General features: G+C 60.9%; 19 protein-coding genes. 9 read left to right on the forward strand and 10 right to left on the reverse strand.

Going from position 1 to position 23,806, the window contains the following annotated elements; translation table 11 throughout:
- Positions 1–94 precede the first annotated feature (94 nt).
- The 4 genes from PSH90_RS15190 (at position 95) to PSH90_RS15205 (ending at position 6,808) form a co-directional block, all read left to right on the forward strand.
- On the forward strand, positions 95–1,255 hold the full coding sequence (locus PSH90_RS15190; RefSeq protein WP_252867741.1) for a hypothetical protein: 1,161 nt from the start codon (positions 95–97) through the stop codon (positions 1,253–1,255).
- Positions 1,256–1,332: 77 nt separating this feature from the next.
- Positions 1,333–2,577 (forward strand): exonuclease SbcCD subunit D C-terminal domain-containing protein, encoded by a 1,245-nt coding sequence (locus PSH90_RS15195; protein WP_252867742.1) that lies wholly within the window; start codon positions 1,333–1,335, stop codon positions 2,575–2,577.
- Positions 2,574–6,215, forward strand: coding sequence for an AAA family ATPase (locus tag PSH90_RS15200; RefSeq protein WP_305380923.1), 3,642 nt, complete (start codon positions 2,574–2,576; stop codon positions 6,213–6,215). Before PSH90_RS15195 ends, PSH90_RS15200 begins: the two co-directional genes overlap by 4 nt.
- Positions 6,212–6,808, forward strand: a complete 597-nt coding sequence (locus PSH90_RS15205; RefSeq protein WP_252867744.1) for a glutathione S-transferase — start codon at positions 6,212–6,214, stop codon at positions 6,806–6,808. The genes PSH90_RS15200 and PSH90_RS15205 overlap by 4 nt, the downstream gene beginning before the upstream one ends.
- A gap of 119 nt (positions 6,809–6,927) precedes the next feature.
- On the opposite strand, the gene PSH90_RS15210 is transcribed toward PSH90_RS15205, so the two are convergent.
- From PSH90_RS15210 to PSH90_RS15245, 8 genes are all read right to left on the reverse strand, one after another.
- Positions 6,928–7,185, reverse strand: coding sequence for a hypothetical protein (locus PSH90_RS15210; protein ID WP_252867745.1), 258 nt, complete (start codon positions 7,183–7,185; stop codon positions 6,928–6,930).
- A complete protein-coding gene (locus PSH90_RS15215) occupies positions 7,182–7,394 on the reverse strand; it encodes a hypothetical protein (protein ID WP_039763920.1) in 213 nt (70 codons plus the stop codon). Before PSH90_RS15215 ends, PSH90_RS15210 begins: the two co-directional genes overlap by 4 nt.
- A gap of 418 nt (positions 7,395–7,812) precedes the next feature.
- The gene (locus tag PSH90_RS15220; protein WP_016775003.1) at positions 7,813–7,992 is read right to left on the reverse strand and encodes a hypothetical protein; all 180 of its coding nucleotides are present in this window, start codon (positions 7,990–7,992) and stop codon (positions 7,813–7,815) included.
- 156 nt (positions 7,993–8,148) lie between these two features.
- On the reverse strand, positions 8,149–9,324 hold the full coding sequence (locus PSH90_RS15225; RefSeq protein ID WP_305380925.1) for a lactonase family protein: 1,176 nt from the start codon (positions 9,322–9,324) through the stop codon (positions 8,149–8,151).
- Positions 9,311–9,622 carry a DUF5629 family protein gene (locus PSH90_RS15230; protein WP_252884354.1) on the reverse strand — a complete coding sequence of 104 codons (312 nt, stop codon included), beginning with the start codon at positions 9,620–9,622 and terminating at the stop codon, positions 9,311–9,313. Before PSH90_RS15230 ends, PSH90_RS15225 begins: the two co-directional genes overlap by 14 nt.
- Before the next feature lie 206 nt (positions 9,623–9,828).
- Positions 9,829–11,409 (reverse strand): aldehyde dehydrogenase (NADP(+)), encoded by a 1,581-nt coding sequence (locus tag PSH90_RS15235; RefSeq protein WP_305380926.1) that lies wholly within the window; start codon positions 11,407–11,409, stop codon positions 9,829–9,831.
- Between the two features lie 9 nt (positions 11,410–11,418).
- Entirely contained in the window at positions 11,419–12,411 is a 993-nt protein-coding gene (araD1, locus tag PSH90_RS15240) for an AraD1 family protein (RefSeq protein ID WP_073471123.1), read from the reverse strand.
- A 145-nt stretch (positions 12,412–12,556) separates the two neighbouring features.
- Positions 12,557–13,879, reverse strand: coding sequence for an MFS transporter (locus PSH90_RS15245; RefSeq protein WP_071172697.1), 1,323 nt, complete (start codon positions 13,877–13,879; stop codon positions 12,557–12,559).
- A 192-nt stretch (positions 13,880–14,071) separates the two neighbouring features.
- Here PSH90_RS15245 and PSH90_RS15250 point away from each other — a divergent pair, with 192 nt between their 5' ends.
- Positions 14,072–15,808 carry an IlvD/Edd family dehydratase gene (locus tag PSH90_RS15250; RefSeq protein ID WP_150635083.1) on the forward strand — a complete coding sequence of 579 codons (1,737 nt, stop codon included), beginning with the start codon at positions 14,072–14,074 and terminating at the stop codon, positions 15,806–15,808.
- A 187-nt stretch (positions 15,809–15,995) separates the two neighbouring features.
- Positions 15,996–16,715, forward strand: coding sequence for a FadR/GntR family transcriptional regulator (locus tag PSH90_RS15255; RefSeq protein ID WP_024013185.1), 720 nt, complete (start codon positions 15,996–15,998; stop codon positions 16,713–16,715).
- Positions 16,716–16,979: 264 nt separating this feature from the next.
- On the opposite strand, the gene PSH90_RS15260 is transcribed toward PSH90_RS15255, so the two are convergent.
- Together PSH90_RS15260 and PSH90_RS15265 are read right to left on the reverse strand one after the other, a co-directional pair.
- Positions 16,980–19,364, reverse strand: coding sequence for an RND family transporter (locus tag PSH90_RS15260; RefSeq protein ID WP_024013186.1), 2,385 nt, complete (start codon positions 19,362–19,364; stop codon positions 16,980–16,982).
- The gene (locus PSH90_RS15265) at positions 19,361–20,404 is read right to left on the reverse strand and encodes a YCF48-related protein (RefSeq protein WP_236169616.1); all 1,044 of its coding nucleotides are present in this window, start codon (positions 20,402–20,404) and stop codon (positions 19,361–19,363) included. The genes PSH90_RS15260 and PSH90_RS15265 overlap by 4 nt, the downstream gene beginning before the upstream one ends.
- Positions 20,405–20,865: 461 nt before the next feature.
- Between PSH90_RS15265 and PSH90_RS15270 the strand changes: the two genes are divergently transcribed.
- Genes PSH90_RS15270 through PSH90_RS15280 form a run of 3 tightly spaced genes read left to right on the forward strand, consistent with a single transcriptional unit; the run spans position 20,866 to position 23,800 of the window.
- On the forward strand, positions 20,866–21,456 hold the full coding sequence (locus PSH90_RS15270; RefSeq protein ID WP_007968626.1) for an amino acid synthesis family protein: 591 nt from the start codon (positions 20,866–20,868) through the stop codon (positions 21,454–21,456).
- Positions 21,457–21,488: 32 nt separating this feature from the next.
- Positions 21,489–22,322, forward strand: coding sequence for an alpha/beta fold hydrolase (locus PSH90_RS15275; protein WP_258706815.1), 834 nt, complete (start codon positions 21,489–21,491; stop codon positions 22,320–22,322).
- Positions 22,319–23,800: an aldehyde dehydrogenase gene (locus PSH90_RS15280; protein WP_125927343.1), complete on the forward strand. Its 1,482-nt coding sequence runs from the start codon at positions 22,319–22,321 to the stop codon at positions 23,798–23,800. The genes PSH90_RS15275 and PSH90_RS15280 overlap by 4 nt, the downstream gene beginning before the upstream one ends.
- Positions 23,801–23,806 lie beyond the last annotated feature (6 nt).

Genomic DNA, 23,806 nt, shown 5'->3' on the forward strand with positions numbered 1-23,806 from the left:
TTGATGTTGGCCGAGGCGAGAGACCCTCGGGGTGACGGCCATTTCGCAGTTGTTGCTCCCGGCTCGTTCAAGGAAAACCCGATGGTTCTGCTGGTTGAAAATCAATACCTCGAAAGGGCTGACCATGCTGAATAATCAAAATGAGCCTCTTGTTGATGCGCAATGTGAGGTGATCAGAAAAGCGGGCGATGTAGAGCCGTTTCCGAGTGGAAAAATTACCTATCTCGCGCCCTTGCCATTACCAACACAAACGCCACCCTACGGGCCTCATATAGGGGTACTAAACAGTGTTTACATGGACTTCGGGTTGGGAAACCCGCAGGTATTCATGTGGCAGATGACTTTAGGAGGACCGTTCAGTGGCACATTCATGATCGCGTTTCTATATCCACTGGTGGGAGGCTTTATTGGGCTCATGTTTGGAGATAACTGGGAGTTTATTCAGGAAATTATTGAGAGTGTTTTTCTTGCCCTTTACAAATTGGCGTTATTAACGGGTTTTATGGCCTTGGGTATCGGCCTGGGCGTCTGGCACCACGTCCACAAAAAACGCCTCTCCCTCATCCCAACCCGCTTCAACCGCCAACGCCGCGAAGTCTGCTTCATGCCCGAAGGCGCCACCGAGCCGGTTTTTGTCCCGTGGGAGTCGCTCTGCGCGTGGATCATCGAAGCCAAGGGCGCCACCCAGTTCGGGATCCATCGCCAATACGGTATGGGCATCGGTTTCTACCAAGGTGAAACCCTCATAAGCCAGGAATTCCAATGCGCCGGCCTGGAGCTTGCGATCAGCCACTGGGAAGCGATTCGCGGTTACATGGAGTACGAAGTCAACGACCTCCAATCGATTCAGGATTTGCAGGATCTGCAAGGCCCGGACGACCCGCCCCACGAAGGCCTGCACACTTTCCGTAACGCCCGCGCGCGGATGCACCAGCAGATCCGTGAAGGCCGCCGCTCGCGGTTGTCGGGGTTCTTCTGGTACCTGTATCACGTCATGACCCTATGGACGATTCCCAACCGTCTGCTCGAATGGGAAATTCGTCGGCTGGAAAGAATCGGCAAGCAGGCGGTGCCGGAAGTCATGCGCGAATGGTCCGAGCCATTGCCGAAAGAGCAATGGGCCAAGCCGAGCGAAGAGTTGTTGCGGATGAGCGAGCTGGTGCGGCAGATGCACAGACGCCACCCGCATCGGCCGATTACCGAAATATTCGCCGCTGCCGGTGCAAGCAGACACGCGACAAGGCAAGGGGCGTGATTTGCCAGTAAACTCCCCTCCTCTCGCCGCCCGTTCTTCTTCGCGGCCACCCTCTTGATCAAAATGCGGAGTCCACCTTGCGTCTGTTCCACACCTCCGACTGGCACCTTGGGCAAAACCTGCACGGCCAGGAGCGCGATTTCGAGCACGCGTGTTTTCTCGAATGGCTGCTGCGCCAGTTGCACTTGGCGCAGCCGGATGTGCTGCTGATTGCCGGCGATATCTTCGATACGGTCAATCCGCCGGTCAAAGCTCAGGAACGCCTTTACGACTTCATCGTCAGCGCTCACGAACAGCAGCCGTTGCTGACCATCGTGATGATCGCCGGCAACCATGATTCCGGCTCGCGGATCGAACTGCCGGCGCCGTTGATGCGGCGTTTGCGTACTCACGCGTTGGGTCGGGTGCTGTGGCTGGATGACGGGCAGCTCGACGCCGAACGTTTGTTGCTGCCGTTGCCGAATGCGCAGGGAGAAATCGCCGCGTGGTGTCTGGCGCTGCCGTTTTTGCGCCCGGCGGAAGTCACTGGCGCGCATCTGGGTGACAACTATCTGCGCGGCATCGGTCAGGTGCATGAATGGCTGATCGCGGCGGCGAATGCCAAGCGTCAGCCCGGGCAGGCGTTGATCGCTATCAGCCACGCGCACATGGCCGGGGGCTCGGTGTCGGAGGATTCCGAGCGCAGCCTGATCATCGGCAATGCCGAAGCGCTACCCGCCAGCCTGTTCGGCGAAAGCATCAGTTACGTCGCCCTCGGCCATTTGCACAAGCCGCAGAAGGTCAACGGCGAGGAGCGCATTCGCTACAGCGGCTCGCCGATTCCGCTGTCGTTCTCCGAAATCGGTTATCAGCATCAGATTCTCGATGTGGTCCTCGAGGGTGAAACCCTGGTCGGCGTCGAGCCGAAATTGATCCCGCGCTCGGTCAATCTGCAACGCATCGGCCCGGCGCCGCTGGCCGAGATTCTGCTGCAACTGGCCGACCTGCCGAACATCGATCTGCTCGCCGAAACCCAGCGCCAGCCCTGGCTCGAAGTGCGCGTGCGTCTGGATGAGCCGCAGCCGGATCTGCGCCATCAAGTGGAAACCGCACTGCAAGGCAAAGCCGTGCGACTGGTGCGCATCGCCGCTGAATACGCCGGCAATCGTGGTGACGATGGCAGCGATGACGGCAGCACGTTGATCGAACTAGACCAGCTCACCCCGCAGGAATTGTTCAGCCGCGCCTGGCTCGACAATTACGGCAGCGAGGTCGACGAGCAGACGCTCAAGGACTTCGCCGAACTGCTGCAGGACGTGCAACTGGAGGGCGAGCAGCCATGAAGATTCTCGCCATTCGCTTGAAAAACCTCGCCTCGCTGGCCGGTCCTTTCCAGATTGATTTCACCGCTGAACCGCTGGCCAGCGCTGGTCTGTTTGCGATCACCGGCCCGACCGGCGCTGGCAAGAGCACGCTGCTTGATGCGTTGTGTCTGGCGCTGTTCGGCGCCGTGCCGCGCCTGAACAACACCGGTCGCGATGCCAAAGTCCCCGATGCTGACGGTGAAATCGCCACTGGCGACCCGCGCACCTTGCTGCGACGCGGCACCGGTGAAGGCTATGCCGAAGTGGATTTTGTCGGCGTCGATGGCCGCCGCTATCGCGCGCGCTGGGAAGCCAATCGTGCTCGCGAGAAGGCTGGTGGCAAACTCCAGGCCAGTCGGCAGAGCCTGCGCGACATCGATCAGGATCAACTGCTCGCCAGCCAGAAAGGCGAATACAAAACCCAGCTGGAAGCCGCGCTGGGCCTGAACTTTGAACAGTTCACCCGCGCTGTGCTGCTGGCGCAGAGTGAGTTCAGCGCGTTCCTCAAGGCTGACGACAACGACCGCAGTGAACTGCTGGAAAAACTCACAGACACCGCGCTCTACACCCGCCTCGGCCGCCGCGCTTTCGACAAGACCAAAGAAGCCCGCGAAGCGCACAAGCTGTTGCAGGATCAGGCTACCGGGGTAACGCCTTTGGCGCCGGAAGCGCGCGCCGAACTCGACGAGCGTTTCAACACCGCGCAGCAACATATGAAGGCGCAACAGGCGCAGCTCAAACAGCTTGAGCAACAACACGGTTGGCTGAAGGATTTGCGTCAGTTGCAGGACGCGCAAAAAGCCGCCAGCGAACAACTGCAAACCGCGCAACAGCAATGGCAGGCACTGGCCGGCGAGCGGGTGAAGCTGACGCGTCTGGAACAGCTTGGCCCGCAACGCCATCAGTTCGCGCGCAAGGCCGAGCTTGATGCGCTGCTGACGCCACTGACGACGCAGATTGCCGCGCACACCCAACAACATGCCGCGTTGGGCGAACGCCAGACGCAACTGGCGCAAAACCTCGATACAGCAAAAGTCGCCCTCAGCGAAGCACAACAACGCCAGAGCGAAAACGCGCCGTTGCTGCGTCAGGCATTCGAAGAGCAAAGCACCCTCGCCCGTCTGATCAAGGACACTGCCAGCAGCGCCGAAGCCCGACAAACCGCCGAGCAAGCGTTCAAGGATGGCCAGAGCGCGATTCAGACCTTGCAGGAAAAACAGGCTGAGGTCGCCGAGCGTTTGCAACGCATCGCCACCGAGCTTGAGCAGAGCGCCCATCTGGCGCCGTTGAGCGATGCCTGGAGCGCCTATCGCGACCGTCTGCAACAGCTGATGCTGATCGGCAACCGCATGAACAAGGGCCAGACCGAACTGGCGTCCCTCGAACAGAACGCCGCGCGCAGTGCTGAGCAACTGGCCTCGCACAAGCAGCAACTGGAAGTGCTGTTCAAAGAGGCTGGCGCAGAGCCGGACGCAGTCGCCGAACAGATCGGCCTGCTCGGCACTTTGCTGCAGGACAACCGCAAACAGCTGCGCGCAATCGAAGACCTGTCGCGCCTGTGGGCGTCTCAGCAGGATCTCGACAAGCGCAGCGCCGAGTTGCAACAACGTCAGCTCGACGCGCAGCAGCAACGTGAACGTCTGACCCAGGACGGTGTGAAAACCAAGGCCGAGCTGACCGTCGCCGAGCAGACCCTCAATGTCACTCGCGAACTGCTCGAGCGTCAGCGGCTGGCGCGCAGTGCCAGTGTCGAAGAGTTGCGCGCGCAGTTGCAGGACGATCAGCCCTGCCCGGTCTGCGGCAGCAACGAGCATCCCTATCATCAGCCCGAAGCGCTGTTGCAAAGCCTTGGCCGTCACGATGAAAGCGAACAGGCCAACGCCCAGCAAGTGGTCGATCAGCTCAAGGAAAAACTGATCGAGCTGCGCGGCGAAGTCGGTGGCGTGATCGCGCAACAGAAAGAATTGCTCCAGCAACAGGAACAACTGGCGGCGCAACAACAAGCCCTGGCCCCGAGCCTCGACGCGCATCCGCTGGCCGCGCAACTGTTCAATCAGGACGCTGACAAACGCGACGCCTGGCTCAGCCGCCAGAACGAGCAATTGAACCAGAGCATCACTCAGGACGAACAACGGCAAAGCGCCCTGCTCACCTTGCAACAGGACGCGGCGCGCTTGTCGCAACAATTGCGTCAGGCCGAGGTGGCGCATCAGCAAGCGACGCAACAGCTGAGCCATCAGCAGCATGAACTCAACAGCGACCGTCAGCGTCTTGAAGAAGAACTCAGCGCGTTCGGCCCGCTGCTGCCGGCTGACACCCTCGAAGCACTGCGCCTGGAGCCGGCCGCGACCTTCATGCAGCTGGATCGGCAGATCGCCGAGCGTCTGGCCCAGCTCGAACAGCAAAAGGAAGAGCTGAGCGAACAGCAGCAACGCCAGCAGACGTTGGAAAAAGAACAGGATCGCCAACAGCTGCGCACTCAGCAACTGCACAGCGCCGAGCAACAATTCACCGCGCTGACCGAGCAGCAGCAAAGCTGTCAGGAAAAACTCGCGCAGTTACTTGGCGAGCACAGCAGCGCCGAGCATTGGCAGCAGCAGCTGGAACACGCGGTGGAACAGGCGCGCGTCGCCGAAACCAGCACCGCTGAGGAGCTGCAAAGCGTGCGCACGCAGCTGGTGCAGATCGCAGCCGAACTCAAGTCTCAGCAGGATCGCCTGCAAGCATTGGAGGCTGAAGAACAGGCACTCGCCGGCAAGATCGCCGATTGGCGCGCCAGCCACCCGGAACTGGATGACAGCGGCCTGGAAGACTTGCTGCGCTTCGACGACGCGCAAGTCGCCGACCTGCGTCAGACCCTTCAGCACAACGAAAAAGCCATCGAACAGGCCCAGGTCTTGTTGCAAGAGCGCGATCAGCGCCTGCTCGATCACCAGGCCCGGCAGGACGGCAATCTTGACGCCGAACAGCTGGACAGCGCCCTCGCCGAGCTGCAAAACCAGTTCGCCGTCAGCGAACAGCAGTGCGCCGAACTGCGCGCCGAACAGGCGGAAGACCAGCGCCGACAGAACGCCAATCAGGCGTTGGCCCGGCAGATCGCTGACGCCTACGCCGAGTATCAACGCTGGGCGCGACTCAGTGCCTTGATCGGCTCAGCCACCGGCGACACCTTCCGCAAGATCGCCCAGGCCTACAACCTCGACCTGCTGGTGCACCACGCTAACGCGCAGCTGCGCCAACTGGTTAAACGCTATCGCCTCAAACGTGGCGGCAGCATGCTCGGCCTGCTGGTGATGGACACGGAAATGGGCGACGAACTGCGCTCGGTGCATTCGTTGTCGGGCGGCGAGACGTTCCTCGTATCACTGGCGTTGGCGCTGGGTCTGGCTTCGATGGCGTCGAGCACGCTGAAAATCGAATCGCTGTTTATCGACGAAGGTTTCGGCAGCCTAGATCCGGAATCCTTGCAACTGGCCATGGACGCGCTCGATGGCTTGCAGGCGCAGGGACGCAAGGTGGCGGTGATTTCCCATGTGCAGGAAATGCACGAACGGATTCCTGTGCAGATTCAGGTGCGGCGCCAAGGCAATGGTTTGAGCACGCTGGAGGTGAAATGAACACGCTGTATTCCTTCCGCCGCTGCCCTTACGCCATGCGTGCGCGAATGGCGCTGCGTTATGCGGGCGTGCCGGTGGAGATCGTTGAGGTCAGCCTGAAGGACAAACCGGCGCAGATGCTGGCGCTCTCGCCCAAGGGCACGGTGCCGGTGCTGAATGCCGATGGCGTGGTGATTGATGAGAGTCTGCAGATCATGTGCTGGGCGTTGGCGCAGAATGATCCGGATGATTGGTTGCTGGGCGGTGATTCGTTCGCGGCACTGTGGATGGAGAAACTGATTGAAGGCAATGATCAGATTTTCAAATCGGCTTTGAATCGCTACAAGTACGCCGAGCGTTACCCTGAGCAGCCGATGAAAGCTTATCGGGCTGAAGGTGCGTTATTTCTGCAGAAACTGGATGAGCTGCTTGAAGGACGTGACTACTTGTTGGCCGATCATCCGAGCCTCGCCGACATCGCCCTGCTGCCTTTCATTCGCCAGTTCGCTCATGTTGATCGGGAGTGGTTCGCGCAGACGCCTTATGTTCGCTTGCAGGCCTGGTTGCAGCGCTTGCTCGAATCCGACCTGTTCACCTCGATCATGAAGAAGTAACTCTCTCTCTCTTGATCGTTCCCACGCTCCGCGTGGGAATGCAGCCGGGGACGCTCTGCGTCCCAGTGGAACGCGGAGCGTCCCTTGAGGCATTCCCACGCAGAGCGTGGGAACGATCATTAGGCCAGTGCTTGGCACATGCCCAGCGCCATGCAATCCACTTCAAACGGCCCGAGAAAATCCACCCCAACCTTGACCGGTGGATTGCCGGCCATCAGCCCCAGCGTGTTGGCTCGTTCAATGTTGTGCGCGATGTTGTGGTTGGCCTCTATGGCCCGGGCCAAGCCGCCCACCGAGCCCTGGCCAAACCCCAAGAGGGAAGCGCCGTTGGTCATCAGCGCGAGGCTGGCGATGACCCAGAGTCTGTAGCCTTTCATGCGCCGCCGACTCCTGCGAGTTCGGCCCTGTCGACCATCGCGCTTTGCGAGCGCAGTTCGAACTGGATGCCGGGGTGGGCGACGTCGATCGGGGCGTCGAAGCTGTGTTCCATTTGCGCGCCGATGCTGACAAACAGCACCACGGCCAGGTACAGACCGATGGCCAGGTAGGCGCCGCGTTTGGCGGAAGTGAGGATTGCGCTGGCCATGGTGTTCTCCGTGGGCAAAGGTTTCGATGGCCACAGAATCAATCAAAAAAGCCGAAGCAACCACTCAGGGTTTGCAATGGTGAATATCAGCTTCGTTGATTATTTAGCGGCTCTATTTGCCGGCGAGAGAAAACCTATGAGTGGAGAACGCGTACGCGCGTAGGAGCTGCCGAAGGCTGCGATCTTCTGATTGATCGTTCCCACGCTCCGCGTGGGAATGCCTCAAGGGACGCTCCGCGTTCCAATGGGACGCAGAGCGTCCCGGGCTGCGTTCCCACGCAGAGCGTGGGAACGATCAGGTTACGCGCACGCGTAGGAGCTGCCGAAGGCTGCGATCTCTTGTTTGATCGTTCCCACGCAGAGCATGGGAACGATCAAGATCGCAGCCTTCGGCAGCTCCTACAGGAGAACGGTGCGCTCAGGCTTGGGTTTTGTGATCCAGTGCGGCGTAGAAGTTGGCGCTTTGTTGCAGGTATTTCTGGGTGTAGCTCTGGGTGTGGGATTTTTTGCTGGCGATTTCGACGTTGGCACCGGCTGGCAATACCACGGTGGCAGAAATGGCGGAAGCGGCGATGACGGAGAAGAGATTGAAATTCATGGCGGTAACCCTCGTGTTCGTTTGCTTGGTTTGCCCGGTCGGGCTGTGAAACAAACGTAACGCTCGAGGGTTGCTCGCTTGAAATCTTTTGTAGCATTAGCCGATATCAGTGCAATTAATACAACGATGCAGGCCCCGCAGACCGGGGCCTGTGGCTTATTGTCGCACTACAAACTTCAGATCGCTTGGCGCGTCCATCGGCAGTTTTTGCACGGTTTTGCCGAGCAGACCGGTCTTGGTATCGCGCTCGACGACGACAATCTGGTTACTCTTCTGGTTGGCGATCAAGACGAATTTACCGCTCGGATCGAGAGCAAACTCGCGCGGGTGATCCCCCTCGACCGAGCGCTTTTGCAGCTCTTTGAGCTGACCGGTCGCAGGATCAATGCCGAACACTACGAGTTGATTGGCCGTGCCGCGATTGCTCACGTAGAGAAACTTGCCGTCAGCCGAAGCATGCAGCGCCGCGCCGGCCTTGTCCGAGGTTGGCTGGCCCGCCGCCAGATCGACCAGTTGCGTCTGGGTCAGTACGCCGTCCTTGTAGTCGAACACCGCGACCTGTGCACTCATCTCCATGGTCAGCCAGGCGTGTTTGCCGTCAGCGCTGAACAGCAGATGACGCGGGCCACTGCCGGCCGGCAAGGCTACCGAGGCGGTTTTTGCCGGGGTCAGCGGCAGGTGTGGATTGGCCTTCGGGTCGTACTGATAGATGAAAACCTTGTCCGCGCCCAAATCATTGGAGAACACATAGCGCCCGTCCGGCGACGACACCGTCGAGTGCACATGATTGGAAGCCTGACGCTCAGGGTTGACCCGACTGGCCGGGTGGCCGCTCATCTGCACCACCGGTTTCAACTGGCCGTCGGCATCGACCGGCAATACCGCCAGGGTGCCGCCCGGATCTTGCATCACTGAGTAGTTGCTGACGAACAGGTGTTTGGCATCGGCGCTGAGGCTGGAATGGGTCGGCTCGTTGCCCAGGCTCTGCACCTGATTGATCAGGCTCAGCGCATGGGTCTTCGGGTCGATGGCGAAGCTGCTGACGCGGCCGACCGGATCGGTCTGGCCCGGGCCGTTTTCGTTGACCACGAACAAACGCTTCTGGTCTTTCGAGAGTGTCAGCCAGGACGGGTTTTCGGTCTTGACCACTTGCAGCGGCTTGGCGTCGATCTGGCCGGTGGCGCTGTCGAACTGCATGCGGTAGATGCCCTGGCTGGAACCGGCGGTGTACGAGCCGACCAGCAACTGCAAGGTGTCGGCGCTGGCGCTGGAAAGCCCCATCGCGCCGACGCTGCCGGCCATCAGCAAAGGCCAGAAATTACGCATCTTCATTATTGTCATCCTCATCGTCGCTGCTGCTGACTACGTCGGCGAGGCACACCAGACGATGCTCGCCCGTGGTCTTGGTGTCGCTGGCGTAACCGACGATCAGCCAGCTCTGCAGCGTCTCATCGAACGTCGCTTGCGCGACCTGCGCCGGGGTGAATTCCCAGTGCTTGGCTGCACGGCCATCAATGCATTCGATGTGCAGGTTATCGTCCTCGTCGAGGGCGAATTCGAAGGCGTGCAGGCCATCGATTTCGACCATACCGCAGTGTTCGAGGGCGTTGAGAAGGGTTTGGGCAGTCATGGCAAACAGTCTTTCTAGGGGGGAAAGGGCCAATGATAGCCCAATGTGATCCAGAGGCCCCTGCTGGAATCTCTGTCTGATCGTTCCCACGCTCCGCGTGGGAATGCCTCAAGGGACGCTCCGCGTTCCAGTGGGACGCAGAGCGTCCCGGGCTGCATTCCCACGCAGAGCGTGGGAACGATCAACACAAAAAATCGCAGTGCTGGCTAGATCGCCTCTCGCGATGGCTTGCCATCCACCAAACGCTGAATCCGCAGCGGGTTGGCGTTTTTCAGTGGTTCGGGCAGCAAGCTGTCCGGGTAGTTCTGGAAGCACACCGGGCGCAGGAAGCGATCGATCGCCAGCGTGCCCACTGACGTGCCGCGCGCATCGGACGTCGCCGGGTACGGGCCGCCATGCACCATCGAATCGCACACTTCGACACCAGTCGGATAACCGTTGAGCAGGATGCGCCCGACTTTCTGTTCCAGCAGCGGCGTCAGTTCGGCGAATTGCTCGAAGTCAGACGGCTCACCAATGATCGTCGCGGTCAGTTGACCGTGCAGGCCGTGCAGCGCTGCGCTCAGTTGTGCCTGATCGGCCACTTCGACGATTACTGTGGTCGGACCGAACACTTCTTCCTGTAGCACTTCGTCGCCGTTGATCAACAGGCTGACATCGGCCTTGAACAACTGCGGCTGCGCCTGATTGCCCTGCTGCGGATTACCGGCCAGATGCTCAATGCCGCTGTGCGCCAGGAGCTTTTCCAGGCCTTTACCGTAGCTGCCGAGGGTGCCGGCGTTGAGCATGGTTTGCGCCGGTTGATCACCGATCGCAGCGGCGACTTGCTCTACAAACGCGCTGAACTGCGCAGAGCGAATACCGATGACCAGACCTGGATTGGTGCAGAACTGACCGCAACCCTGCACCACCGAAGCGGTGAGGTCGCGCGCGACGGTTTCCGAACGCGCAGCCAGTGCCTGCGGCAGCACGATCACCGGGTTGATGCTCGACATCTCGGCGAACACCGGGATCGGTTGCGGACGTGCAGCGGCCATGTCGCACAAAGCGCGACCGCCCTTCAGCGAGCCAGTGAAACCAACGGCCTGAATTGCCGGATGCTTGACCAGCCATTCGCCGACGCCGCCACCGTAAATCATGTTGAACACGCCAGCGGGCATACCGGTTTTTTCTGCGGCACGAATGATCGCGTCGGCGACCAGTTCAGCCGTGGCCATATGGCCGCTGTGGGCCTTGAATACCACCGGGCAACCCGCGGCCAGTGCTGCTGCGGTATCGCCACCGGCAGTGGAGAACGCCAGCGGGAAGTTGCTCGCACCAAACACCGCGACCGGGCCGAGGCCGATGCGGTACTGACGCAGATCCGGACGTGGCAGCGGCTGGCGATCCGGCAATGCCTGATCGATCCGTGCGCCGTAGAAATCACCACGACGCAGGACTTTGGCGAACAGACGCATCTGCCCGCTGGTGCGACCGCGCTCGCCCTGAATGCGTCCGGCCGGCAGCGCGGTTTCGCGGCAGACCACGGCAACGAAGTCGTCGCCAAGCGCATCGAGCTCATCGGCGACTGCGTCGAGGAACTGCGCGCGACGTTCGGCGCTGAGGCTGCGATAGGTCGGGTAAGCCGCAGCGGCGGCCTTGGCGGCGGCGTCGACTTCTTCGGCCGTGGCCTGAATGAAATCATGCGGCAGGGCCTCGCCAGTGCTGGCGTCGACCGAGTGCAGTTTGACGCTGCCGGCGGCGCTGCGCTGACCGCCGATGTAGTTGTGACCGAGAATCTGAGTCATGGGATCTCCTTAAAGGGTGCCGATGCTGTCCGGTTCAAAAGCCGCCTGAACCGGTGCGATACCGTTGACCAGCGGTGCGCCGAAGTCGGCCTGGCTGATCTCGAACGTGTCGCCCGGCTGGGTGCGGATGCCGTCGGCAAACGACAGGGTCGCAGTGCCGAAAAAGTGAATGTGCACGTCGCCCGGACGCAGGAACTGACTGTATTTGAAGTGGTGGTACTCGAGGTTCGCCAGGCTGTGGCACATGTTGGCCTCGCCACTGAGGAACTCGTTCTGCCAGAGCACTTCGCCGTCACGCAGGATTCGGCTGGTGCCGGCAAGGTGTTGAGGCAATTCACCGGTACGAAGTTCCGGGCCATAACTGCAACTGCGCAATTTCGAGTGCGCCAGGTACAGGTAATTCTTGCGTTCCATGACGTGATCGGAGAACTCGTTACCGACGGCGAAACCGAGGCGATACGGCTTGCCATCGTTGCCGATGACATACAGGCCGGCCATCTCTGGCTCTTCACCGGCGTCTTCGGCGAACGGCGGCAGCGGGAACGCCTGCCCCGGACGCACGACAATGCTGCCGTCGCCCTTGTAGAACCACTCCGGTTGCACACCGGCCTGCCCCGCCGCCGGTTTGCCACCCTCCACGCCCCATTTGAAAATGCGCATGGTGTCGGTCATTGCCGCTTCATCGCCGGCCTGCTGGTGCATCTTGTCCCGGGCCGAAGCGCTGCCCAGATGGGTCAGGCCGGTACCGCTGACCAGCATGTGCGCCGGGTCCGGGTGATCGAGTGGCGGCAGGATGCGCAGGTCTTTGAGCAACTGCCCATAGTCGTGACTGGCGCCGAGGCCGAGGCTTTGCACTTGCTGCTCAAGCGAGTTGCCGGCCTCGATTGCCGCCAGGGCCAGATCACGGACACTGCGGGCGTCCTCGACTTCGCGGACCTGACCGTTGTCGACCACGCCGACCCGGCGCTCGCCGTTGGGTAATTCGAATTGAACCAGATGCATGATTTTCTCCTGTTCCATCAAAAACGCCGCTATCCCCTGTGGGAGCGAGCCTGCTCGCGAAAGCGGTGTATCAGTCACCAACAGTGTTGAATGTGATGGCCTCTTCGCGAGCAGGCTCGCTCCCACAGGGGCCAGTGTTGGTCAGTCAAGTTCGGGTCGCGCCACGGGCGCTGGCGGCGAACTGGTCGACGGGCAGCACATGCTTGCGTTCCAGCACGCGGTAAACGACGCCGGTCAGAATCAGCCCGAACACCATCACGCCCGAGAGGAAGTACAACCCCGAAGCCAGATTGCCGGTGTATTCCTTCAACGCGCCGATCACGAACGGCCCGATATACCCGCCCAGATTGCCCACCGAGTTGATCAAGGCAATCCCCGCCGCCGCACTCGCGCCAGCAAAGAAACGCCCCGGCAAGGTCCAGAACACTGCGGTGCATGAGAACAGCGCGAACGCCACCAGACACAGCGCCGCCAGTTGCGCCACCGGTAGCGACAGCCAGGCACTGAGGAACAGGCCCAGCGCACCGAGCACATAGAGCACCGCCAAGTGGCCGTAGCGATCATTCAAGCGGTCGGAACTGCGCGGAATGATCAGCAGGCCGATGATCCCGAAAATGTATGGCACCGAAGAGACGAAACCGGTGACCAGATCGCTGCCGCCGAACTGTTTGATCAACGTCGGCAGCCACAGGCCCAGACCATAAATGCTCAGGGTCACCGGCAGATAGAACAGCGCCAGCAACAACACACGTTTGTCTTTCAGCGCATGCAGCGGATTGCCGTGACGGGTCTGGCCGTATTCCTGCAAGTCCTTTTTCAGTTCGCCGGTCAGCCAGTCTTTTTCCGCCTGATCCATCCACTTCACTTGCTGCGGGCCGTCCGGCAGCCAGCGCAGCACCGGCCAGGTCAGCAGGATCGCCGGGGTGCCGATGACGATGAACAGCCACTGCCAGCCGTGCAGGCCGAGGATGCCGTCCATGCCCAGCAAACCACCGGACACGGGACCGGTGATCATCATCGCGATGGGTTGCGAGAGGATGAACAGGCCAAGGATCTTGCCGCGATGGCGCACCGGGAACCATTGGGTGATGTAGTACAGCACACCGGGAAAGAACCCCGCCTCGGCCGCGCCGAGCAGAAAACGCATCACATAGAAGCTGTGCGGCCCTTGCACAAAGGCCATGCCGATGGTGATCGCGCCCCAGGTGATCATGATCCGCGCGAACCAGCGCCGTGCGCCGAAGCGTTCGAGCATCAGGTTGCTGGGAATCTCTAGAAGAAAGTAGCCGATGAAGAACAGCCCGGCACCCAAGCCGTAGGCGGCATCGCCGATGCCGATGTCGGCGCCCATGTGCAGCTTGGCGAAGCCGACGGCGGAGCGATCCACATAGGCGATCAGGTACAGCAGGATCAGGAAGGGAATCAGTTTCAGTGTGATGCGCCGGACAAGCCGCAATTCCTGGCTCATGAGATCGGTCTCCGATTGTTGTTTTTATAGAACCTCGGGGGACGCCTCTCGCCAAAACAGCCAGGGCCATCCCTCCGTCGAAAACGACTATATAGTAATACTAATTACCCAACAACACTTCCAAAGCGCGGATTTTGAGCTTAGATTAAGCGTCAGCTCGCAAACAATAGTCTTACAATAAGAGAATCGATCATGTCTGATAAGAAACCCACCCTGCGCTCCGCCCAATGGTTTGGCACAGCCGACAAGAACGGCTTCATGTACCGCAGCTGGATGAAGAATCAGGGCATCGCCGACCATCAGTTCCACGGCAAGCCGATCATCGGCATCTGCAACACCTGGTCGGAACTGACCCCGTGCAACGCGCACTTCCGCCAGATCGCGGAGCACGTCAAACGCGGGGTGATCGAGGCCGGTGGTTTTCCGGTGGAGTTTCCGGTGTTCTCCAACGGCGAATCGAACCTGCGCCCGACCGCCATGCTCACCCGCAACCTGGCGAGCATGGACGTTGAAGAAGCGATTCGCGGCAACCCGATCGACGGCGTCGTGCTGCTCACCGGTTGCGACAAAACCACTCCAGCACTGCTGATGGGCGCGGCCAGTTGCGACGTGCCGGCCATCGTCGTCACCGGCGGGCCGATGCTCAACGGCAAGCACAAAGGCAAGGATATCGGCTCCGGCACCGTGGTCTGGCAGCTCAGCGAACAGGTCAAGGCCGGCACCATCACCATCGACGACTTCCTCGCAGCCGAGGGCGGCATGTCGCGTTCGGCGGGCACCTGCAACACCATGGGCACCGCGTCGACCATGGCCTGCATGGCTGAAGCGCTGGGCACTTCGCTGCCGCACAACGCCGCGATTCCGGCAGTGGATGCACGGCGTTATGTGCTGGCGCACATGTCCGGCATGCGTGCGGTGGAGATGGTTCGCGAAGATTTGAAACTGTCGAAGATCCTCACCAAGGAAGCCTTTGAAAACGCCATTCGCGTCAACGCCGCCATCGGTGGTTCGACCAATGCCGTGATCCACTTGAAAGCCATTGCCGGGCGCATCGGCGTCGAGCTCGATCTGGACGACTGGACGCGCATCGGTCGCGGCATGCCGACCATCGTCGACCTGCAACCGTCCGGGCGTTTCCTGATGGAAGAGTTCTACTACGCCGGTGGTTTGCCAGCGGTGCTGCGTCGCCTCGGCGAAGCCAATCTGATCCCCAACCCGAACGCACTGACCGTCAACGGCAAGTCCATCGGCGAGAACACCAAGGACGCGCCGATCTATGGCGAAGACCAAGTGATCCGCACCCTCGACAATCCGATTCGCGCTGACGGTGGCATCTGCGTGTTGCGCGGCAATCTGGCGCCGCTGGGCGCGGTACTCAAACCGTCCGCCGCTAGCGCTGAACTGATGCAGCATCGCGGTCGCGCCGTGGTGTTCGAGAACTTCGACATGTACAAGGCGCGGATCAACGATCCGGAGCTGGACGTCGATAAGGATTCGATTCTGGTGATGAAGAACTGCGGGCCGAAGGGTTATCCGGGCATGGCTGAAGTCGGCAACATGGGCTTGCCGGCCAAGCTGTTGGCGCAAGGCGTGACGGACATGGTGCGCATTTCCGATGCACGCATGAGCGGCACCGCTTACGGCACGGTGGTTCTGCACGTCGCCCCGGAAGCGGCAGCGGGCGGGCCTTTGGCGGCGGTGCAGGAAGGCGACTGGATCGAACTCGATTGCGCCAGCGGCCGTCTGCATCTGGACATTCCGGATGCTGAACTGGCCGCGCGCATGGCCGATCTGCAAGCACCGCAGCAGTTGCTGGTGGGCGGTTATCGTCAACTGTACATCGATCACGTGCTGCAGGCGGATCAGGGTTGCGACTTTGACTTCCTGGTTGGTTGCCGAGGTGCCGAGGTTCCGCGTCACTCTCACTAACAGCGCAATTCCCCTGTGGGAGCGAGCCTGCTCGCGAAGAGGGAGTGTCAGTCGACATCTATTTGACTGATATGCCGCCTTCGCGAGCAGGCTCGCTCCCACAGTTGCTTTTGCGTATCGCCTCAAATCTGTGCCGTGCCTGCTATGATGCGCGGCATCTCCATCGCTCAGGATCGCGCCACTCCCCATGGATTACCGCAAACCTTCCGACCGTAAAAGCATGCACTCGCGCATCGTCCAGGAACTGGGCATGCAGATCGTCTCCGGACGCTTTTTGCCCGACGACAAACTGCCCGCCGAAGCCCTGCTTTGCGAGGAGTACGCGGTCAGTCGCCCGGTATTGCGCGAAGCCACGCGGGTGCTGGTGGCCAAGGGTCTGGTGTATTCCAAACCGCGCGTCGGCACCGTGGTCAAGGCTCGCCGCGAATGGCACATGCTCGACCCGGACGTGCTGCACTGGCTGATGCAGAGCAGCCCGCAGAATGAATTCTTCAACGTGCTGACCAGCGTGCGCAGCATCATCGAGCCGGCAGCGGCCGCCCTCGCCGCTCAGCATGCAACCGATGCCGACATCGCCGCGATCAACGAAGCCTACCAACGCATGGAAGCCGCGCCGACTCCGGAAGCGCTGTTGCAGCCGGACCTGGACTTCCACAGCCGCATCGCCGATGCCACGCACAACGACCTGCTGGCGAACCTGTGCAACATGTTGGCGGTAGCGATTGCCGAGGCGTTGAAGCATTCCAATCAACGGCCGAATCTGCATGAACTGGCGTTGCCGCGGCACAAGGCGATCCTGACCGCCATCGAGAATCGTGATGCGCTGGGTGCCCGACATGCGACGCTGGTGCAGCTGGATGATGCGCGCAGTGCGTTGAGTGTGGTGCTTGGCGCTGAGCTTTCTTAGGGCTTGAGACCGCTTGCCCTCACCCTAGCCCTCTCCCAGAGGTAGAGGGGACCGATTGGGGAATATTTGAGATTTACGCCGACTTGAACGTTCTGCTGTGAATCCATAACCGACTCGGTATCTCAGGCCGATATATCTAGCCGCACCCCTCGGTCAGTCCCCTCTCCCTCCGGGAGAGGGCTAGGGTGAGGGGCTCTTGATCTTGATTCACAAAAAAAGCCGCAACCCCTCAAGGTTGCGGCTTTGTCGTTTCAGGCCTTCAGATCAGTGGGCAAACAGCGAATTGCCCTTCTGCCCCGCCAGCTTCTCCGGCTTGATCAGGAACTTGGCCAGCGCCGGCAGCAGCCACAGCGCGCCGAACATGTTCCACAGCAGCATGAAGGTCAGCATCAGGCCCATGTCGGCCTGGAACTTGATCGCCGAGAAGATCCATGTGCACACGCCGATCGCCAGGCACAGGCCGGTGAACAGCACCGCTTTACCGGTGGACTTCAGGGTCTGGTAATAGGCTTCCTGCAACGGCAGCCCAGCACGCAGGAAACTTTCCAGGCGGCTGTAGATGTAGATGCCGTAGTCCACGCCGATCCCCACGCCCAACGCCACCACCGGCAGCGTCGCGACTTTCACGCCGATGCCCATGAACGCCATCAGCGCGTTGCCGAGCACCGAGGTCAGCACCAGCGGCAGGACGATGCACAGGGTCGCTGCCCATGAGCGGAAGGTGATCATGCACATCACCGCCACGCAGATGTACACCAGGATCAGGATGGTCAGCTCAGCCTGTTTGATGACTTCGTTGGTGGCCGCTTCGATCCCGGCGTTACCGGCGGCGAGGATGAATTCCAGGCCGTCCTTGTTGTTTTCCTTGGCGAACTCCTGCACCGCGTTGACCGCACGATCGAGGGTCTCAGCTTTGTGATCGTTGAGGAACACCAGCACTGGCGCCAGCGAGCAGCTGTTGTTGTACAGGCCATCGGCGCGGGCGATCGAGTTATTCAGTACGTCCGGGTTGCGCGACAGGGTTTCCCATTTCAGGTTGCCCTCGTTCATGCCCTTGATCATCTGCTTGGACACGGTCACCAGCGAGATCGCCGACTGCACGCCCTCGGTGTTCTGCATCTTCCACATCAGCTGATCGATCGGCGCCATGGCTTCGTAGCGCGAGCACCCTTCGGCCTTGGTCTTGACCATCACCACCAGCACGTCGGAGCTGGTCGAGTAGTTGCTGATGATGAAGTTGTTGTCCTTGTTGTAACGCGAGTCCGGACGCAGTTCCGGCGCGCCCTGGTCGAGGTCGCCGATCTTCAGGTTCTGGCTGTACCAGAGGCCACCACCGAAGGCGATCAGCGCCAGCGCTACCGAAATCGGCGCGACTTTCGGGCTGGCGAAGTTCGACAGCAGGCGCCAGAACGGATGCTCGCGGTTCGCATCTTTCTTGCTCTTGGCAATCGCGCGCTTGCTGATGCCGACATAGGAAATCGCCACCGGCAGCAGGATCAGGTTGGTGAACACGATCACCGCAACGCCGATGGACGCGCCGATCGCCAGTTCACGGATCACGCCGATGTCGATGATCAGCAGTGTGATGAAGCCCACCGCATCGGCCAGAATCGCGATCATCCCCGGCAGGAACAACTGGCGGAAGGTGCGCCGTGCAGCGGTCAGGGCGTTATCGGCCTCGCTGGATTGCAGGGCGATACCGTTGATCTTCTGCACGCCGTGGGAGATGCCAATGGCGAAAATCAGGAACGGCACCAGCATCGAATACGGGTCGAGCCCGAAGCCGAAGAAGTGCATCAACCCGAGTTGCCAGACCACCGCCACCAGCGTCGTGCTCAACACCGCGATGGTGCTGCGCAGGCAGTTAGTGAACCACAGCAGCAGAATCAGGGTGATGACGAAGGCGACCCCGAAGAACAGCACCACCATCACCAGACCGTCGATCAGGTCGCCGACCTTCTTGGCGAAACCGACGATGTGGATCTTGATGTTGGGGTTCTGCGCTTCGAACTTGTTGCGGATCTTGTCTTCGAGCTCATGGGAGAACTGGCGATAGTCCAGCGCCAGCAACTTGCCCTGATCCTGGGGGTCCGGATAGGCCTCCAGCAGCGGGATGTCGACGATGCTCGACTTGAAGTCGTTGGCCACCAGACGCCCGACCTGGCCGGACTTGAGCACGTTGTTGCGCAGCAGATCGAGGCTGTCCTGGGAGCCGTTGTAGCTCTGCGGAATCACTTCACCGCCGGCGAAACCCTCTTCGGTCACTTCGGTCCAGCGTACGCTCGGGCTCCACAGAGATTTGAGCCCGGAACGGTCGACGCCGGAAATGTAGAACACTTCGTCGTTGATCTGGCGCAGGGTCTCCATGTACTCCTTGGAGAAGATGTCACCGTCGGTGGCTTCCACCGAAATACGCACGGTGTTGCCAAGGTTCGCCAGATCGTTGCGGTGCTCCATCATCTTTTCGATGAAGGGATGCTGCAGCGGGATCATTTTTTCAAAACTGGTCGACGGCCGGATCAGCGTGGCCTGCCAGAACAGGAAAATGCTCACCACCAGGCAGATCAGGATCACGGCCGGACGGTTGTTGAAGATCAGGCGCTCGAGAACCGTCGCCTTTTCCTGCTGAGGAGTGATCAAGGAAGTCATAGCCCCGCCTTCTTGTTATTGGTCTCGGCACCGTTTGGCTGGGTGATGTGCAAACCACCCTGCCCGGTCAGAATCAGGTTGCCGTTGCCAGCGGCGGTGACCGACGACAGCGAAATGCGATCCGGGCGGTTGAACACGCTGAAGGTTTCGCCGTTGTCACTGCTGCTGATCACCGAACCACCGTTACCGACGATGACGATCGAGCCGTCTTCGAGCAGCGTGCCGCCGGACAGACCAAACTCCAGCGCACCACGTGCAGCTTTGAGTTCGACCTGCTCCCAGTTGCTGCCGAAATCAGTGGAGCGATAGAGGTTGCCGCGCAAGCCGTACGCCAGCAGGGTTTGCGGCTGCGCCATGCCGATCACTCCGAACAGTGAACCTTCATACGGGCCTTCGAGCTTTTCCCAGGTCTGGCCGTCATCGGCGGAGCGAAACATGCTGCCGGACTCGCCGACGATGAACAGCCCGGCGTCTTTCACGGCGGCGATGGCGTTGAGGTGGAACTGGTCTTCGTTGTCGAGGCGATCGCTGACGTCTTCCCAGTGCTTGCCGCCGTCGGTGGTTTCCAGCAGCGTGCCGTAGGCGCCCACGGCAAAGCCGCTGCTGGCGTCCTTGAACCAGACGTCGAGCAGCGGCGATTCGCGTGCGAGGTCTTCGAATTGTTTGGTCCAGGTCAGACCGCCGTCTGCGCTGGCGAGAATCTGCGCGTCGTGGCCCACGGCCCAACCGTTTTTGTCATCGACGAAATACACGGCAGTGAGCAGTTGCCGGGTCGGCACCTTGGCCTGGGTCCAGGTTTTGCCCTGGTCATCGGAATAGACGATGTGTCCGCGATCGCCGACCGCGACCAGACGCGCGCCAGCATGGACGACATCAAGAATCAGGCTTTTCGCGGCCTTGGCCGATTCGGTGGCATAGACCACGTCAGCCGGGGCCTCGGCGGCAATCACAGGTGCCGATAACGTGGCAAAGCCCAGCAGCGAGAGTGCTGTGGCCAGCAACGCGGTGTTGCGTAACGCCGGCGGGCGGCAACGACTCATAGACCTTCCCCTATTTATTATTGTTGGGCCATCGGGCCTTCAAGGGCGCCGCAAGGGTGCTCGGCTACTGGCGTTTCAGAAGCATAGTCCTGAAACCCGCAATCCAGAGCCCCTTCGGAAGCTGGCTCATCCTATCGGGCTTTGCAAATGTCTGACAATCGGCGCCGCGTTATCTTTTGTTAACCGAAAGCGGCTCTCTGTAACCCATCATTTTCCCTGTGGGAGCGAGCCTGCTCGCGAATGCGGTGTATCAGTCACCCTGTTTATTGGCTGACCCACCGCTTTCGCGAGCAGGCTCGCTCCCACAGGGTTTGTAGTGATGGTTGGTTTTGCGACAAAGGGTGAATGCGCAGCCATTCGTAGGATGGATGACGCAATTGTTGCGGAGGGGACTTGCAGGATCGGTATTATGGTATACCATCAGACGCACAGACACTCTCAATCCCCCAACGGAGCAGCTCATGAGTTTCGAAATTCGCAAGATCGTCAGCTATGTCGAAGAAACCTTCATCGAAGGCGGCAAGGCTACTGACAAGCCGGTGACCATGGTCGGCCTCGCCGTGGTGATGAAGAACCCGTGGGTGGGCAATGGTTTTGTCGAAGACCTCAAGCCGCAGATCCGCGCCAACTGCTCCGACCTCGGCGCAATGATGGTCGAGCGTCTGGTGGGCATCATTGGTGGCGCCGAGAAGATCGAGGCTTATGGCAAAGCGGCGGTGGTCGGCGCTGATGGCGAGATCGAACACGCCTCCGCGGTGATCCACACCCTGCGCTTCGGCAACCACTATCGCGAAGCGGTGAAAGCCAAGAGCTACCTGAGCTTCACCAACAAGCGCGGCGGTCCGGGCACGTCGATTCAGATCCCGATGATGCACAAGGACGACGAAGGCCTGCGTTCGCACTACATCACCCTGGAAATGCAGATCGAAGACGCGCCGCGTGCCGACGAAATCGTCGTCGTGCTGGGTTGCGCCGACGGTGGCCGCCTGCACCCGCGTATCGGCAACCGCTACATCGATCTGGAAGAACTGGCCGCCGAAAAAGCCCAGTAATCACAACAAGAAAGGCATTGCAGGAGCGCTCCATGATTCGGCTCACCGCTGAACTCACCCCGGCTGGCACCAGTTACCTGGCGACCGGCCAAGGCCAGCCCGTGGTCTTGATCCACGGCGTGGGCCTGAACAAAGAAATGTGGGGCGGGCAGATTGTCGGCCTCGCCAGCCAGTACCAGGTGATCGCCTACGACATGCTCGGCCACGGCGCCAGCCCGCGCCCGGCCAGCGGCACCGACCTGCTCGGTTACGCCGATCAGTTGCTCGAGCTGCTCGATCACCTGAATCTGCCCCAGGCAGCGGTGATCGGTTTCTCCATGGGCGGTCTGGTCGCGCGGGCCTTCGCCCTGCACTACCCGGAGCGCCTGCAAAGCCTGGTGGTGTTGAACAGCGTCTTCAACCGCAGCGAAGAACAGCGTGCCGGTGTCATCGCGCGCACTGCGCAGGCTGCCGAACATGGCCCGGACGCCAACGCCGAAGCCGCCCTGTCACGCTGGTTCAGCCGTGAATATCAGGCGGCCAACCCGGCGCAGATCGCCGCGTTGCGCCAGACCCTGGCCAACAACGATCCGCAGGGTTACCTGACCACCTACGAATTGTTCGCCACCCAGGACATGTATCGCGCCGAAGACCTGAGCAGCATTCAGGCGCCGACACTGATCGCCACCGGCGAACTCGACCCTGGCTCGACGCCGGAAATGGCCGAGCAACTGGCCCGACGCATCCCCGGCGCGAAGGTTGCCGTGCTGCCCGAGCAACGGCATATGATGCCGGTAGAGTCGCCGCGTCTGGTCAACCAGATGCTGCTGGAATTTCTCCAATTCGCACACGCCCGACAAAACCATATAAAGGGGATCGTTGCATGACACTCGCACGCTTCCAGATGTGCATCGGCGGAGACTGGGTCGACGCCCTCTCCGGCAAGACCTTCGAAAGCCTCAACCCGGCCTCCGCGCAGGCTTGGGCGGAACTGCCCGACGCCGATGAAGCGGACGTCGAACGCGCCGTGCAAGCAGCGCAAACTGCTTTTGACAGCCCGGCGTGGCGCGGTCTGACCGCCACTGCGCGCGGCAAACTGCTGCGCCGCCTCGGTGATCTGATCGCAGAAAACAAGGAACACCTGGCGCAGCTTGAAAGCCGCGACAACGGCAAGCTGATCCGCGAAACCCGTGGCCAGGTCAGCTATCTGCCGGAGTTCTTCCACTACACCGCAGGCCTCGCCGACAAGCTTGAAGGCGGCACCCTGCCGCTGGACAAGCCCGATCTGTTTGCCTACACCGTGCACGAAGCCATGGGTGTGGTTGCCGCGATCATTCCATGGAACAGCCCGCTGTACCTGACGGCGATCAAACTGGCCCCGGCCCTCGCCGCCGGCAACACGATTGTGATCAAGCCGTCCGAGCACGCTTCGGCGACCATTCTCGAGCTGGCGCGTCTGGCCCTTGAAGCCGGGATTCCGCCGGGCGTGGTCAACGTCGTCACCGGTTACGGCCCGAGCACCGGCGCCGCCCTCACCCGCCATCCATTGATCCGCAAGATCGCCTTCACCGGCGGCGCGGCGACGGCACGGCATGTGGTGCGCAGCAGCGCCGAGAACTTCGCCAAGCTGTCGCTGGAGCTCGGCGGCAAGTCGCCGAACATCATTTTTGCCGACGCCGATCTCGACAGCGCGATCAACGGCGCGATTGCCGGGATCTACGCAGCGTCCGGGCAGAGTTGCGTGTCCGGTTCGCGCTTGCTGGTGCAGGACGAAATCTACGACGAATTCGTCAATCGTCTGGTCGAGCGCGCCCAGCGCATCCGCATCGGCAACCCACAGGAAGACAACAGTGAAATGGGGCCGATGGCCACCGCGCAGCAACTGGCGGTGGTCGAAGGTCTGGTCGCCGATGCGATCGCCGAAGGCGCGCGTTTGCGCACCGGTGGCAAGCGTCCGGCGGATCTCGGTGAAGGCTGGTTCTACGAGCCGACGCTGTTCGAGTGCGACCGCAATTCGATGAAGATCATGCAGGAAGAAGTCTTCGGCCCGGTGGCTTCGGTGATTCGTTTCAAAGACGAAGCCGAAGCACTGGCGATCGCCAACGACTCGCAGTTCGGCCTCGCTGCCGGCATCTGGACTCGCGATCTCGGTCGCGCCCATCGCCTCGCCCGCGATGTGCGCTCGGGGATTATCTGGGTCAACACTTACCGCGCAGTGTCGGCGATGGCGCCGATCGGCGGCTTCAAGAACAGTGGCTATGGACGCGAAAGCGGCATCGACTCGGTGCTGGCCTACACCGAACTGAAAACGGTGTGGATCAACCTCTCCCAGGCGCCAATGCCTGATCCGTTTGTGATGCGCTAGGAGTCC

This window comes from Pseudomonas sp. FP1762 (assembly GCF_030687105.1).
GTDB classification, from domain to species: Bacteria; Pseudomonadota; Gammaproteobacteria; order Pseudomonadales; family Pseudomonadaceae; genus Aquipseudomonas; species Aquipseudomonas siliginis.